This window comes from Serratia sp. X10 (assembly GCF_017811775.1).
Taxonomy (GTDB): Bacteria; Pseudomonadota; Gammaproteobacteria; order Enterobacterales; family Enterobacteriaceae; genus Serratia; species Serratia ureilytica.
In genome coordinates this window covers 481750-496813 of the sequence record NZ_JAEIOH010000004.1, presented here as the reverse complement: position 1 = coordinate 496813, position 15064 = coordinate 481750, and the positions used below count along the sequence as shown (strand labels likewise).

Sequence of the window (15064 nt, the reverse complement as noted above, 5' to 3'; positions counted from 1 at the left end):
CTGATTAATATTAACGATTATCCGATACCTGAGTGTTGCGTTCAAGTATTCACCGCATTTGTTGTATTTTCTTTACTTGTTTTCTCCGCCGCTTCCCGCGCCAACTGCGCCTCCTGTCGTTGCAGGGTGCGCGCCAGGATCGACGAATACAACGGCTTGCCACCGAGCAGCTGCGCCACCACCGTAGCGCCGAGGCAGGTGATGATCATCGGTAAAATCAGCTGGTAGTTGTCGGTCATTTCCAGCACCAACACGATGCCGGTCAGCGGGGCGCGCACCGTGGCGGCGAACAACGCCCCCATGCCGGCGATGGCGAAAGTGCCCGCCTCGATGCCGTACTGCGGGAACAAATGCGCCCCCGCCAGCCCGAAGGCGGTGCCGAACAGCGTGCCCAGCGCCAACATCGGCGCAAAGATGCCGCCCGGCGCGCCGGAACCGAAGCACAGCAGCGTGGTGAAGATGCGGGTAATGAAAATGAACATCAACATGCCGACGCTGTAATTGCCCGCCGCAGCGATCGGGATCAGCCCAAAGCCGCCGCCCGCCGCCTCCGGCTGGATCAGCCCCAGAATGCCGCACACGCCGCCGAGCAGCCCGCCCATCAGCAGCACATTGCGCATTCTGCCGCCGTGCAGGCGCGCGAACATGTCCTGAGTGCGAAAGATCAGCGCGTTGAATCCCACGCCCACCGCGCCGAATATCGCGCCCAACACCAGATAGAGCCACAAGGTGTTGATGGGCGCCGAGGCGAGTTTGCCGACCGCGATCACCGAGCCTTGGCCGTTGAACAGCTGGAACACCACGCTCGACATGATAACGCCGATAAACACCGCTTTAATCGAGATCAGGTTGTAGCGAAACTGCGGCCGCATCTCTTCGATGATAAACAGAATGCCGGCCAGCGGCGCGTTGAACGCGGCGGACAGCCCGGCGGCGGCCCCGGTCGCCAGCAGCGAATGGCGCGCCTCGGCGCCGCGAATGCGCAGCACGTCCAATACCATGCGCCCGACGTTGCCGCCCATCTGCACCGTAGGCCCTTCGCGCCCCAGCACCATGCCCGCCCCCAGCGTTCCCATGCCGCCGATGAATTTCACCGGTATCACGCGCCACCAGCGCACCGGCCGCAGCTCCTCCAGCGCGCCTTCGATCTCAGGAATGCCCGAACCGCCCGCCTCAGGCGCAAAGCGCCGCACCAGGTAATAACCCAGCGCCGCCAGCGCGGCGGACAAGATAAACGCCAGCGGCCACACCAGGATCCAGAAGTCGGCGACCTGCGCCAGCGAAGCCAGCCGCTGCTGCTGCACCCACGCCACCGCTTTATCGAAGGCCACGCCGAGCAAACCGGCCAGCGTCCCCACCAGCGCGGCCATCAACAGGATCGCCACCGGCGTTTTATCGCGGCGGATAAACTGGCGCACCGCATCGCTGCGGCTAAGACGCGGGCTCAACGTCCCGACTGGCTGTGATTGTGATTCTGTCATCGCGAGTGATTCGTCAGGTAATTTGTAATACAAATAGGCAAGGCGGTTATTCTACCCCAACCCGGCGGCGGGCGCTGCCGTTAATGGTATCTGACTGTGATCGTTTCATAACGCGGCGCTCTCCTCTAGAATAGCGCGGTCAAATCATTCAAAAGAGAATCCAGGAGCCGATTTATGAGCCTACACAGCAAGTCCGAAAGTCTGTACGCCCAGGCGCAACAGTTGATCCCCGGCGGGGTAAACTCTCCGGTGCGTGCATTCACCGGCGTGGGCGGTGTGCCGCTGTTTATCGAGCGCGCAGACGGGGCTTACCTGTTCGATGCCGACGGCAAGGCCTATATCGACTATGTCGGTTCCTGGGGGCCGATGGTGCTGGGGCATAACCACCCGGCGATCCGCGACGCGGTGATCGAAGCGGCGCAGCGCGGCCTGAGCTTCGGCGCGCCGACCGAGATGGAAGTCAAAATGGCGCAGCTGGTCACCGAGCTGGTGCCGACGATGGATATGGTGCGCATGGTGAACTCGGGCACCGAAGCCACCATGAGCGCCATCCGCCTGGCGCGCGGCTACACCAACCGCGATAAAATCATCAAGTTCGAAGGCTGCTACCACGGCCACGCCGACTGCCTGCTGGTGAAAGCCGGCTCCGGCGCACTGACCCTCGGCCAGCCGAACTCACCGGGCGTGCCGGCCGACTTCGCCAAACACACCCTGACCTGCACCTATAACGATCTGGATTCGGTGCGCGCCGCCTTCGAACAGTACCCGTCCGAGATCGCCTGTATCATCGTCGAGCCGGTCGCCGGCAACATGAACTGCGTGCCGCCGCTGCCGGAATTCCTGCCGGGCCTGCGCGCCCTGTGCGACAAGTACGGCGCGCTCTTGATCATCGACGAAGTGATGACCGGCTTCCGCGTCGCGCTGGCCGGCGCGCAATCCTATTACGGCGTCGAGCCGGATCTGACCTGCCTCGGCAAAATCATCGGCGGCGGCATGCCGGTGGGCGCCTTCGGCGGCCGTCGCGAGGTGATGGACGCGCTGGCACCGACCGGCCCGGTCTACCAGGCGGGCACCCTGTCCGGCAACCCGATCGCCATGGCGGCGGGCTACGCTTGCCTGACCGAAGTGTCGCAGGTCGGCGTGCATCAGACGCTGACCGAACTGACCGAGATGCTGGCCGCTGGCCTGCTGCACGCGGCGCAGGAAGAGAATATTCCGTTGGTGGTCAACAACGTCGGCGGCATGTTCGGCCTGTTCTTCACCGACGCGCCGGCGGTCACCTGCTACCAGGACGTGATGCAGTGCGACGTGGAACGCTTCAAGCGCTTCTTCCACCTGATGCTGGAAGAGGGGGTGTATCTCGCGCCGTCCGCCTTCGAAGCGGGCTTCATGTCCGTGGCGCACAGCAAGGAAGACATCCAGCGCACCATCGACGCCGCGCGTCGCTGCTTCGCCAAGCTGTAATCCCGGCCGGATGGCAAAAAAGAAACGGGCGCCGAGGCGCCCGTTTTGTTTTTCACGGCGGTTTACAGCAGCGTGCCGTAAATGGTCAACAGCGCCACCACCACCACGATGATCATCGTCACCTTGCGCGCCAGCGTCACCGCCGCCCGCGGCGTTTGCACCGGGTCCATATGCGGATCGCGCGCCAGCGAGAACTGCGCCAGCCGCGTCAACACCTGATACGACGACGAATGCCGATCCCCGAGCGAGGCGAACCAGGCCGGCAGCGCGCGCTCGCCGTGGCCGAACAACGCATAGGCCACCCCGGCCAAACGCACCGGGATCCAGTCCAGCCAGTTCAGCAGCTGATCGATGCCCGACTGCGAACGCTCCAGCGGCGTATTGTGGCGCGCCAGCCAGGTTTGATAGGCGCGCAGGAAGGCATATCCCGCCAGCGCGATCGGCCCGTACGGCCCAAAGACCACGAACCAGAACAGCGGCGCCAGGTAATAACGGAAGTTGATCCACAGCAGCGCGTTTTGCAGCTCGCGCAGGCGCAGCTCTTCACTGCAGTCCACCGGCAAACCGTGGATCAACGCCAGCTCTTCCGCCATCTGATCGCTGGCATGGGTATCCCCCTGCCGCGCCGCTTTCAGGTAGGCGCGATAGTGTTTGCGCTTGATGCCGGCGCCGACGCACAGCAGATCGATGACGATCCACAGCAGCAGCGTCACCACGCCGAAGAATAACCCGTGCGACAACCACAGAACGCCCCAGACGATCACCATCCAGGCGGCGGTCATCGCCAGCGTCTGCGCCAGCGAAACCCGATGCAGCCGCTGAAACACCACTTCAAGACGGTGATCCAGCTGCCAGTGTTCCCCCAGCTTGAACAGGCGCTCCCAGGCCAAAACCAGCAACAGCGTAAACAGCGTCATTAGCGATTCCTCTCCCTTTTTCTTGTCTCAAGCATAGCGTCGGCGGGCGCGCCGCGTTGTTCCAGAGATGCCAGATAGCGATCCCAATCGAACGCCGGCCCGGGATCGGTTTTGCGGCCGGGGGCGATATCGCAATGCCCGGCGATATGCGCCGCCAACGGCGGATAATGTTCGGCCAGCAGTGCGGTGACCGCCTGCAGCGTGCGATATTGCGCCTCGGTGTAGGCTAACTGGTCGGTGCCTTCCAGCTCGATGCCGATGGAGAAATCGTTGCACCGTTCGCGCCCCTGATACAGAGAAACGCCCGCGTGCCACGCGCGCTGGTCGAAGGGCACATACTGCACGATCTCCCCGTCGCGGCGGATCAGGCAGTGCGCAGACACTCGCAGCTGATGGATCTCGGCGAAATAAGGGTGCTGCGCGGGATCTAGCGTGCCGGTGAACAGCTGGTCGATATAGGGGCCACCGAATTCGCCGGGCGGCAGGCTGATGTTATGGATGACCAGCAGCGAGGGCGGCTCGTCATCCGGGCGCCGATCGCAGTGCGGCGAAACCACTCGCGTCACCCCGACAATCCAGCCATTTTCCAACTGCATCAGACACCTCTCTGCGGTGGTACTTATTCCTGCAACAGAGTAGCATGTTCCCCTACGAACTAACCGTCCATTTCGGAGTTTTCCATGCCGACACGCCGCTACAGTGCCGACCGTCGCCGCACCGAGCTTCTTGAACGTATTGAAAGTGATATTCCCTATGCCGTCGCCCAGGCGCTGCGCGAAGACCTGGGAGGTGAAGTTAACGCCGGGCGCGATATTACCGCGCAATTGTTATCGGCGGACAAGCAGGCCGAAGCCACCGTCATTACCCGCGAAGCCGGCGTGTTCTGCGGCCGCCGCTGGCTGAACGAAGTCTTTATTCAGTTGGGCAACCAGGTGCAGGTGGAGTGGCTGGTGGCAGACGGCGACCGTCTGATACCGAACCAACCGCTTTGCCGGCTGCGCGGCCCTGCGCGGGTGCTGTTGACCGGCGAGCGCACCGCGCTGAACTTCGTGCAGATGCTCTCCGGCGTGGCGACCGAGGTCAGCCGCTACGTGGCTCTGCTGGAAGGCACCCAGACTCGCCTGCTCGATACCCGCAAGACCTTGCCCGGCCTGCGCACCGCGCTGAAATACGCCGTGCTGTGTGGGGGCGGCAGCAACCATCGGCTGGGGCTGTCCGATGCCTTCCTGATCAAGGAAAACCACATCATCGCCTCCGGCTCGATCAAAAACGCGGTGGAAAAAGCCTTCTGGCTGCACGCCGACGTGCCGGTGGAAGTGGAAGTCGAGTCGCTCGATGAACTGCAGCAGGCGCTGGACGCCGGCGCCGACATCATCATGCTGGACAACTTCAGCGTCGAGATGATGCGTCAGGCGGTCGCCCAAACCCAGGGCCGCGCCCAGCTGGAAGTGTCCGGCAACGTCACCAGCGAGACGCTGCGCACCTTCGCCGAGACCGGCGTGGATTACATTTCGGTCGGCGCGCTGACCAAGCATGTGACCGCGCTCGATCTGTCGATGCGCTTCAAATGATCCCCTCGCCCCCGGCCGCCGCCGGGGGCGTTACCGCAGATTTGCGAAGCCCCTCGCACCGTTTTTCCCTCCGCTGCAAACGACATCAATACTGATGGAAGTTCGCCGAGAAACGCGTAAAACCCGCTCGCCGTTCCCCCGCGCAAACCGCTACCGTTGTTTTCCACACCCTTATGGAGGAAACAACGCATGGAAACGCAACGCGGCTTTAGCCTGATCGAACTGATGGTGGTGATCGCCATCATCGCCATCCTCAGCGCCATCGGCATTCCCGCCTATCAGCGCTACATCCAGAAAGCGGCGATGACCGACATGCTGCAAACCATGGCGCCGTATAAGCTGGCGGTCGAGCTGTGCGTGCTGGATGAAGGCGCGCCCGCCGGCTGTGAAGCCGGCAGCAAAGGCATTCCCACCAGCGGCGCGTCGCGTTATGTCAGCGGGGTGAAAGTCGTTAAAGGCGTAATCACGCTGACCGGCGCCCAAACGCTGCAGGGGCTGGCGGTGGCGTTAACCCCCAAGTCGAACGCCGATGGGCTGACCCGCTGGACCCGGCTGTGCAGCAGCGAAAACGCGACGCTGGTTGAGGTATGCCGGGAAGTCTTCCGCTTCGACGACGCGGCGGAGTAACGGCGATGAACGCGCAAATCAGCGAAGAGGTTCACACCCTGTGTCGGCGCTATCAGGCGCTGGCGCTGAGCGAAGACCCGACCACACTGACGGTCGCGCTCAGCGAAGAAGCGCCGCAGGGGCTGCTGGCGGCGCTGCGTTTCGCCACCGGCAAACGCATCCATCTGGAACAATGGCCGGCGGCCAGGTTGGAGCTGGCGCTTAACCAGCGCCACGAACCGCTCTCGGCGCCGCTGGCGGCCGAAGAGGACACGACCGATATCGCCTACCCCGACGACGGCGATGCGCCGGTGGTGCAATTCATCAACCAGACGCTGCGCCTGGCCATCCAGCGCCGCGCCTCGGACATCCACTTCGAGCCCTTTCGGCAGCATTTTCGTATTCGTCTGCGCATCGACGGCGTGCTGCAAACCCTCGCCTCACCGCCGCCGCAGCTGGCCGCGCGCCTCATCGCCCGGCTGAAGATCCTCGGCCAGCTGGATATCGCCGAGCGCCGTCAGCCTCAGGACGGGCAGCTCAGCCTGACGCTGGACAGCGCGCGCTATGCCATGCGTATCGCCACCCTGCCGACGCTGCACGGCGAAAAGGTGGTGCTGCGCGTTCAGCAGGGCGAGCAACAAGAACTGCCGCTGGATCAGTTAGGCATGAGCCGGGCGGATCTGGCGCGCTATGCGACGGCGCTGGCCTGCCCGCAAGGGTTGATCCTGGTGACCGGCCCGACCGGCAGCGGCAAAACGGTGACGCTGTACAGCGGTCTGCGCCAGTTGAACGATGCGCAGAGCAACCTGTGCAGCGTCGAGGATCCGGTCGAGATCCCGCTGTTCGGCGTTAATCAGACTCAGATCAACGCCAAAACCGAGCTGAGCTTCGCCCGGGTGCTGCGCGCCCTGCTGCGCCAGGATCCAGACGTCATCATGATCGGCGAGATCCGCGATGCGGAAACCGCCGAGATCGCGGTCAAGGCCGCGCAAACCGGCCACCTGGTGCTGTCGACGCTGCATACCAACTCCACCGGCGAAACCCTGACGCGGCTGATGCACATGGGGATCCCCGGCTACCTGCTCGCCGGCTGCCTGAAGCTGGTCGTCGCGCAGCGGTTGGTGCGCAGACTGTGCCGCCACTGCCGCTATCCGCACAGCCAGCCGACGCATTTTCCCAGCGCGATCTGGCCGGAACCGCTGACCGTCTGGCGCGCCGATGGCTGCGAGCATTGCTTCGGCGGTTACTATGGGCGCATCGGCGTGTATGAACTGTTGGCCATTACGCCGGAAATACAGGCGGCATTGCTGGCGAACGCCGCTCCCAGTCTGCTGGCGGATATCGCCCGCGAACAGGGGCAGCTTTCGCTGCTGCAGGCGGGCCTGGCGCTGGCCGCCGAAGGCACGACCTCGCTGGAAGAACTGTACCGCGTGATCGACGTCGTCCAGCCTGGCATAGCCGCACCATGAAAGCGCGCCGGTTGTTTCTTTGGCAGGCTTTCGACGCACAGGGCGCCTTACGCCGCGGCGAACTGATGAGCGAGGAAAAACGGCAGGTGAGCCGGTTGCTGATCGAACAAGGCCTGCAACCGTGCCGAATCGGGCACGGCAAACGCGTTACGCCCGGCCAATGGCGTGGAGAACCGTTAATCCACTTCACCCGCCAGCTCGCCACTCTGCTGCAGGCGGGGTTGCCGCTGGTCAATGCGCTGCAGTTGCTGGCAGCAGAGCATCCTTCGGCAGCCTGGCGCTGCCTGCTGCGCCAGCTGGCCGACCAGGTGCGCGAAGGGCAACCGCTTTCCGAAACCCTCGCCGAACAACCGGGGATTTTTCCCCTGATCTATCGCCAGCTGATCGCCATCGGTGAACTGACCGGCAACCTCGATCGCTGCTGCCTGCAGCTGGCGCAACAACAGGAGGCCCAGTTGCTGCTGCGCCGCAAGGTGACCAAAGCGCTGCGTTATCCCCTCTTCATCTGCGCGGTGGCGCTGATGGTCAGCGTGTTGATGCTGGTGATGGTGCTGCCGGAATTCGCCAAGGTTTATCAATCGTTCGATGCGCCGCTGCCCTGGTTTACCCAAGGGTTGCTGGCATTGTCTGCGCAGTTGATCGCCACCGGCCCCTATCTGGCGTTGCTGCTGGGCGCGTCGCTGTTCGGCTATGGCCGCTGGCTGCACCCGCGCCCGCCGTGGCGCAGACGTGAACAGGCACTCTTGCTGCGCCTGCCGCTGATCGCCCGGCTGGTGAGCGGCGGCGCGCTGAGCCAAACATTTCGCATCCTGACCATGACCCAACGCGCCGGGCTGACGCTGGTGGAAGGGTTGAACGCGGCGGCGCTGGCGGCTGACCATCTGCTGTACAAACAGGCGCTGGAGCAGGTGCAACGGCAGATCGCCGAAGGCGAAGCCTTTCATCATGCCCTGGGCCTGCAACCGCTGTTTCCGCCGCTGTGCCGGCAGTTGGTGCGGGTGGGCGAAGAGTCCGGTTCGCTGGACGCCTTGCTGGATAAATTGGCGCAGTGGTATGAACGGCAGACGCACGAGCTGGCCGATACGCTGGCGCAAACGCTGGAGCCGCTGCTGATGCTGGTGGTAGGTGGGATTGTCGGCGCTTTGGTGATCGCCATGTACCTGCCTATCTTTCAACTGGGCAGCGTGTTGGGATAAGGGTAAAAGGATAGCGGGCGCTGCGATGCACTGCGCCCGAATGCAAGGTGCGGCTTATTTGCTGCCGAAGACGCGGTTTTCCTGCTCCGCCACGCGGATAAAGGTGGTGCGCTTGGTCAGCTCTTTCAAACGCTCGGCGCCGACGTAGGTGCAGGCAGAACGCAGGCCGCCGAGGATATCGCGCACGGTGAACTCCACCTCGCCCCGCAGCGGCAGCTTGACAGTTTTGCCTTCGGCCGCGCGATACTCCGCCACGCCGCCGACGTGGCGCTTCATCGCTGACTCGGAGCTCATGCCGTAGAACAGCATGAATTTCTCGCCGTTCTCTTCCACCACGGTGCCTTCGCACTCGTCGTGGCCGGCCAGCATGCCGCCCAGCATCACGAAGTCCGCGCCGCCGCCGAAGGCTTTGGCGACATCGCCCGGCACCGAGCAACCGCCGTCGCTGACGATTTGGCCGCCCAGCCCGTGGGCCGCATCGGCGCATTCGATCACCGCCGACAGCTGCGGATAGCCCACGCCGGTCTTCACGCGGGTGGTGCATACCGATCCCGGCCCGATGCCGACTTTAACGATGTCGGCGCCGGAGAGGATCAACTCTTCCACCATCTCGCCGGTCACTACGTTGCCGGCGCAGATGACGTGATTCGGGCAGGCTTCGCGCGCTTTCTGCAGGAAGGCGACGAAGTGTTCAGAGTAGCCGTTGGCCACATCGATACAGATGAATTTCAGCGCCGGAGACAGGGCCAGGATCTGCTGCATTTTGGCGAAGTCGGCTTCGGAGGTGCCGGTGGACACCATCACGTGGCGCAGCACCGATTCCGGCATGCGCTGCACGAAGTCAGCCCATTGCTCGACACTGTAATGTTTGTGTACCGCGGTGAGAACGTCGAAAGAAGCCAGGGCCTCGGCCATGCGGAAGGTGCCCACCGTGTCCATGTTGGCGGCGATAATCGGCACGCCGGACCAGCTGCAACCTGAATGCTTGAAGGTAAACTGACGTTCCAGTTCAACCTCGGAACGGCTTTTCAACGTGGAACGCTTAGGGCGGATCAACACGTCTTTAAAGCCTAACTTCAAATCTTCTTCAATACGCATGACTTATGATTTCCTGGTTAATGGCGACGGATCGCAAGGAGGATATTCGAACCTCTGCCCGACGGCTTTCCCGTGGCGCGGAAAGATGACGGCGAGATTAATGCCAGTTCCAGTGACGTTATAATACGCGCTAATAATCGCCGAACAAGACTGCGAATTCGCCTTTATTTACGCTACAATCCGACAAATTTACCTGCATAATCGCAGTGTGATTGCCCGCTCATTTCTGCCGTGCCGCTGCGCTTTTTCTCGCCGCCCAAACGGGGCCGAGGCGCAAGCGCCGCCTGCCGACTTGCACTTCTGCGCGATCGCTTTATGATTCGTCTATTATTTTTTTATGAACATCGGATGCACCTAACACCATGGCCTACATTGTTGCGTTGACCGGGGGCATAGGCAGCGGCAAAACGACCGTTGCGAACGCCTTTGCGCGCCACGGCGCAGCCATTGTCGATGCCGACGTGATCGCCCGTCAGGTCGTTGAGCCGGGCACCCCTGCCTTGGCCGCGATCGCCGAGCGATTTGGTCATGAAATGTTGCTGCCGGACGGCGCGCTCAACCGCGCTGCGCTGCGTCAGCGCATCTTCAGCCATCCCGATGACAAAACCTGGCTGAACCAGCTGCTGCATCCGCTGATACACCGCGAGACCCAGCGCCAACTGGCGCAGGCCACCAGCCCGTACGCGCTGTGGGTCGTGCCGCTGCTGGTGGAAAACGGCCTGCAGGATTGCGCCGATCGGGTGCTGGTGATCGACGTCGACACCGAAACCCAGTTGGCTCGCACCATCGCGCGCGACGGCATCAGCCGCGAGCAAGCGCAGAGCATTCTCGCCGCCCAGGCCACGCGCCAGCAGCGCCTCGCCGTTGCGGATGACATTATTGACAACAGCGGCGCCGCTCAGGGGATAGAGCCACGGGTCGCCGCACTGCATCGTCGCTACCTTGAACTGGCGGCAACAGCGCCCCAACAGGATTAAACTGCATGAGTGATGTTTCCCCAACCGTTCTCTTTGAACACCCGCTGAACGAAAAAATGCGCACCTGGCTGCGCATCGAGTTTTTACTGCAACAGCTGCACGGCCAGCGCGCCCTGAGCGAAACCGCCATCGCCCTTACCTTTTTCCGCACCGTCTCCGATTTGCTGGACGTGCTGGAGCGCGGCGAGGTACGCACCGAACTGCTCAAAGAGCTGGAGCGTCAACAGCAAAAACTGTTGGCCTGGGCCGATGTGCCGGGCGTGGATATGGCATTGATCGAGCAGTTGCGCGGCCAGTTGAAGTCGCGTTCATCGGCGCTGATGGCGGCACCGCGCCTCGGTCAGGCACTGCGTGAAGACCGGCTGATCGGCCTGGTGCGCCAGCGTCTGAACATTCCCGGCGGCTGCTGCAGCTTCGATCTGCCGACCCTGCACATGTGGATGCACGCGCCGCAGCAGGATCGCGATGCCGACGTCGCCGCCTGGCTGCAGTCGCTGGATCCGCTGAACCAGGCGCTGATCATGGTGCTGGATCTGATCCGTCAGTCGGGGCCGTTCCGCAATCAAATCAGCCTGAACGGTTTTTTCCAGGACAACGCCGAAGGGGCGGATCTGCTGCGCCTGCGCCTCCATCTGGCACCGCAGCTTTATCCGCAAATTTCCGGCCACAAGACGCGTTATGCCATTCGTTTCCTGCCGTTGGACAGCGAACATGGCATGGTGCCTGAACGCCTGACGTTCGAACTGGCCTGTTGTTGAACTCATGAAAGCAAGCCTTCTCAGCACCGCCAGAAGGCGTAAGGAACCGTTATGACGACCGTAGTGAAATGCCCAACCTGTGGCACCGGCGTGGTTTGGGGCGAAGTCAGCCCGTTCCGGCCATTTTGCAGCAAGCGCTGCCAGCTGATCGATCTTGGCGAGTGGGCCGATGAAGAGAAGCGCATTCCGAGCAACAGCGATCTGTCGGAAAGTGAGGACTGGAGCGAACTCGACGACCGCTAGTCGCCGTTTGCAGGCCTGGCGCGCGCCAGGCCGATAGTGCTATTGCGCGGCACCAGCCTGCGCCACCAGCAGTTGGATAATGCCGGCGTTGGCTTCCGGGAACTCGTCTTCACGCAGCTCCGCCTGTTTTACCCAGCGCATCGGCTGCCCCTCACGGCCAAACGGCTCGCCCGCCCAACGCTCCACCAGATAAAAATTCAGCGTCACGATGCGATCGCTGAAACGATGTTCCACCACCTCCAGCAGTTCGGCCCGCTCGGCTTCGATACCGGTCTCTTCGCGCAACTCGCGGCTCAGCGCCTGTTCCGGCGTCTCACCCTGCTCGATCTTGCCGCCAGGAAACTCCCAGAATCCGGCCATGTGCGCGTCAGCGGCGCGGCGCGTAATAAAGATCTCCCGTTGAGCATTGCGGATGATGCCCACGGCAATATTCAGATGTTTCATCTCACCCTCCTGATGGGTGCCAAAAAACAGGGGCTCAGCAAGCTGAACCCCTGGGTATTATCGGTCAACCGCGGCCGGCATTACTGCAGGCGGCCGTGGCACTGCTTGTATTTCTTGCCGGAACCGCATGGGCAAGGATCGTTGCGGCCCACTTTGCGCTCGGCGGTCGCCGGCGCGTTCGGATCTTCGGTCACCAGCGCGTTCTCGTCGTGGTGGCTCAGCTGTTGCTGCTGCGCCAGGCGCTCGGCCTCTTCACGGCGCTGCTGTTCCAGCGCTTCCACCTCTTCCGGCATCCGCACCTGTACCTTGCTCAGCACGCTGATCACTTCATATTTCAGCGATTCCAGCATGGTGGCGAACATGTTGAAGGATTCGCGCTTGTACTCCTGCTTCGGATCCTTCTGCGCATAGCCGCGCAGGTGGATGCCCTGACGCAGGTAGTCCATCGCCGCCAGGTGCTCTTTCCACAGGGAATCCAGCGTCTGCAGCATCACGCCCTTCTCGAAGTTGCGCATCATCTCGCTGCCGACCACTTCTTCCTTACGCTGATACTGCTCTTTGGCGTTCTCCAGAATACGTTCGCGCAGCGTCTCTTCGTGCAGCTCCGGCTCTTTGTCCAGCCACTGGGCGATCGGCATCTCCAGATCGAAGTCGTTCTTCAGACGCTCTTCCAGCCCCTGAATGTCCCACTCTTCTTCCAGCGACTGCGGCGTGATGTAGTTGTCGATGGTGCTCTTGAACACGTCCTCGCGGATGCTGGCGATGGTTTCGCTCACGTCGGACACGTCCAGCAATTCATTACGCTGGCTGTAGATGGCGCGGCGCTGATCGTTGGCGACGTCGTCGTATTCCAGCAGTTGCTTACGGATATCGAAGTTGCGGCTTTCCACTTTGCGCTGCGCGTTGGCGATCGCCTTGGTCACCCACGGGTGCTCAATTGCTTCGCCTTCTTTCATGCCCAGTTTACGCATCATGCCGGACACGCGATCCGAGGCGAAGATACGCATCAGGGCATCTTCCATCGACAGGTAGAAGCGGGATGAACCGGCGTCGCCCTGACGACCGGAACGGCCGCGCAGCTGGTTATCGATACGGCGCGATTCATGGCGCTCGGTGCCGATGATATGCAGGCCGCCCGCCGCCAGCACCGCGTCGTGGCGCTCTTTCCAGGCGGCTTTGATGGCTTCGATCTGCTCTTCGGTCGGTTCTTCCAGCAGCGCCACTTCGGCCTGCCAGCTGCCGCCCAGCACGATATCGGTACCACGGCCCGCCATGTTGGTGGCGATGGTCACCGCACCGCTCTGGCCGGCCTGGGCGACGATGTCCGCTTCCATGGCGTGGAATTTGGCGTTCAACACCTTGTGGTCGATGCCCGCTTTGGTCAGCTCTCGGGACACCACTTCGGATTTCTCGATCGAGATAGTCCCCACCAGCACCGGCTGGCCTTTGGCGGTACGCTCGCGGATGTCTTCAATGATGGCGCCGATCTTCTCTTTCTCGGTCATGTACACCAGATCCGGCATGTCTTTACGGATCATCGGACGGTTGGTTGGCACCACGATCGTGTCCAGCTTGTAGATCGAGCTGAATTCGAAGGCTTCGGTATCGGCGGTACCGGTCATCCCGGCCAGCTTCTCATACAGACGGAAGTAGTTCTGGAAGGTGATCGAAGCCAGCGTCTGGTTCTCGTTCTGGATCTCCACGCCTTCTTTGGCTTCCACCGCCTGGTGCAGACCGTCGGACCAGCGGCGGCCCTGCATGGTACGGCCGGTGTGCTCATCGACGATGATCACTTCGCCGTCTTTCACGATGTAATCCACGTCGCGGGTGAACAGCACGTGAGCGCGCAGCGCGGCGGTAACGTGGTGCATCAGCATGATGTTGGTCGGCGAGTACAGCGATTCGCCTTCATCCATGATGCCGGCTTCCACCAGCATCTCTTCAATCAGGATCAGACCGCGTTCGGTCAGGTGTACCTGACGCGCCTTCTCGTCCACCGAGAAGTGCCCTTCACCTTTGAAGGTGTCGGAGTCTTCTTTTTCCTGGCGGATCAGTTTAGGGATCAGCTTGTTGACCTTGATGTACATCTCGGAGCTGTCTTCTGCCGGGCCGGAGATGATCAGCGGCGTACGCGCTTCATCGATCAGGATGGAGTCCACCTCATCCACCAGCGCATAGTGCAGTTTGCGCTGCACACGCTCTTCCGGGCTGAACGCCATGTTGTCGCGCAGGTAGTCGAAGCCGTACTCGTTGTTGGTGCCGTAGGTGATGTCGGCAGCGTAAGCTTCGCGCTTGGCCGGCGCCGGCATGCCCGGCAGGTTGATGCCGATGCTCAGACCGAGGAACTCGAACAGCGGACGGTTGTTTTCGGCGTCGCGCTGCGCCAGATAGTCGTTGACGGTCACGACGTGCACGCCGCGGCCGCTCAGGGCGTTCAGGTAGGCCGGCAGCGTCGCGGTCAGGGTTTTACCTTCACCGGTGCGCATCTCGGCGATGCAGCGGTCGTTCAGTACCATGCCGCCCAGCAGCTGCACGTCAAAGTGACGCATGCCGAACACGCGCTTGCTCGCCTCACGCACCACGGCGAAGGCTTCCGGGATCAGGCTTTCCAGCGATTCGCCCTTCTCCAGGCGCGCGCGGAATTCGTTGGTTTTCGCTTTCAGCTCGTCATCGGACAGCTTTTCCATGTCCGGTTCCATGCGGTTGATCTGCTCAACCACTTTGCGCATGCGGCGCAGGGTACGATCGTTACGGCTGCCAAAAACTTTGGTTAATAATTTCACTAACATGATGTTTGATATCTCTGTCATGACCGCCGAGCGCGGCAGTCAACTTGCTAT

Annotated in this window: 14 protein-coding genes; 8 read left to right on the top strand and 6 right to left on the bottom strand. The window is 62.2% G+C overall.

Going from position 1 to position 15064, the window contains the following annotated elements:
- Positions 1–41 precede the first annotated feature (41 nt).
- Entirely contained in the window at positions 42–1481 is a 1440-nt protein-coding gene (gene clcA / locus J9788_RS16610; RefSeq protein ID WP_046898133.1) for a H(+)/Cl(-) exchange transporter ClcA, read from the bottom strand.
- Positions 1482–1655: 174 nt separating this feature from the next.
- Here clcA and hemL point away from each other — a divergent pair, with 174 nt between their 5' ends.
- Positions 1656–2945 carry a glutamate-1-semialdehyde 2,1-aminomutase gene (hemL, locus tag J9788_RS16605; RefSeq protein WP_015376661.1) on the top strand — a complete coding sequence of 430 codons (1290 nt, stop codon included), beginning with the start codon at positions 1656–1658 and terminating at the stop codon, positions 2943–2945.
- 62 nt (positions 2946–3007) lie between these two features.
- Here hemL and ampE read toward each other — a convergent pair whose 3' ends face one another.
- Together ampE and ampD are read right to left on the bottom strand one after the other, a co-directional pair.
- A complete protein-coding gene (gene ampE / locus J9788_RS16600; RefSeq protein ID WP_046898132.1) occupies positions 3008–3862 on the bottom strand; it encodes a beta-lactamase regulator AmpE in 855 nt (284 codons plus the stop codon).
- Positions 3862–4458, bottom strand: coding sequence for a 1,6-anhydro-N-acetylmuramyl-L-alanine amidase AmpD (gene ampD / locus J9788_RS16595; protein ID WP_025301585.1), 597 nt, complete (start codon positions 4456–4458; stop codon positions 3862–3864). Before ampD ends, ampE begins: the two co-directional genes overlap by 1 nt.
- A gap of 84 nt (positions 4459–4542) precedes the next feature.
- Here ampD and nadC point away from each other — a divergent pair, with 84 nt between their 5' ends.
- From nadC to hofC, 4 genes are all read left to right on the top strand, one after another.
- Entirely contained in the window at positions 4543–5433 is an 891-nt protein-coding gene (nadC, locus tag J9788_RS16590) for a carboxylating nicotinate-nucleotide diphosphorylase (RefSeq protein WP_046898131.1), read from the top strand.
- Between the two features lie 189 nt (positions 5434–5622).
- The gene (ppdD, locus tag J9788_RS16585) at positions 5623–6060 is read left to right on the top strand and encodes a prepilin peptidase-dependent pilin (protein ID WP_046898130.1); all 438 of its coding nucleotides are present in this window, start codon (positions 5623–5625) and stop codon (positions 6058–6060) included.
- A gap of 5 nt (positions 6061–6065) precedes the next feature.
- The gene (gspE, locus tag J9788_RS16580) at positions 6066–7508 is read left to right on the top strand and encodes a type II secretion system protein GspE (RefSeq protein ID WP_046898129.1); all 1443 of its coding nucleotides are present in this window, start codon (positions 6066–6068) and stop codon (positions 7506–7508) included.
- Complete coding sequence (gene hofC, locus J9788_RS16575) at positions 7505–8704, top strand: protein transport protein HofC (protein ID WP_033651666.1); 1200 nt, start codon at positions 7505–7507, stop codon at positions 8702–8704. Before gspE ends, hofC begins: the two co-directional genes overlap by 4 nt.
- A 54-nt stretch (positions 8705–8758) precedes the next feature.
- On the opposite strand, the gene J9788_RS16570 is transcribed toward hofC, so the two are convergent.
- Entirely contained in the window at positions 8759–9802 is a 1044-nt protein-coding gene (locus J9788_RS16570; protein ID WP_015376656.1) for a GMP reductase, read from the bottom strand.
- A 362-nt stretch (positions 9803–10164) separates the two neighbouring features.
- Between J9788_RS16570 and coaE the strand changes: the two genes are divergently transcribed.
- The 3 genes from coaE to yacG are packed head-to-tail and all read left to right on the top strand — an operon-like array spanning position 10165 to position 11780.
- Positions 10165–10779, top strand: a complete 615-nt coding sequence (coaE, locus tag J9788_RS16565; protein ID WP_046898128.1) for a dephospho-CoA kinase — start codon at positions 10165–10167, stop codon at positions 10777–10779.
- 5 nt (positions 10780–10784) lie between these two features.
- Entirely contained in the window at positions 10785–11537 is a 753-nt protein-coding gene (zapD, locus tag J9788_RS16560; RefSeq protein ID WP_033641859.1) for a cell division protein ZapD, read from the top strand.
- Positions 11538–11588: 51 nt separating this feature from the next.
- The gene (gene yacG / locus J9788_RS16555) at positions 11589–11780 is read left to right on the top strand and encodes a DNA gyrase inhibitor YacG (RefSeq protein ID WP_025301578.1); all 192 of its coding nucleotides are present in this window, start codon (positions 11589–11591) and stop codon (positions 11778–11780) included.
- Between the two features lie 39 nt (positions 11781–11819).
- On the opposite strand, the gene mutT is transcribed toward yacG, so the two are convergent.
- Both mutT and secA read right to left on the bottom strand, forming a co-directional pair.
- Entirely contained in the window at positions 11820–12224 is a 405-nt protein-coding gene (gene mutT, locus J9788_RS16550; RefSeq protein WP_046898127.1) for an 8-oxo-dGTP diphosphatase MutT, read from the bottom strand.
- A gap of 80 nt (positions 12225–12304) precedes the next feature.
- Entirely contained in the window at positions 12305–15013 is a 2709-nt protein-coding gene (gene secA / locus J9788_RS16545) for a preprotein translocase subunit SecA (RefSeq protein WP_046898126.1), read from the bottom strand.
- Positions 15014–15064: the final 51 nt, after the last annotated feature.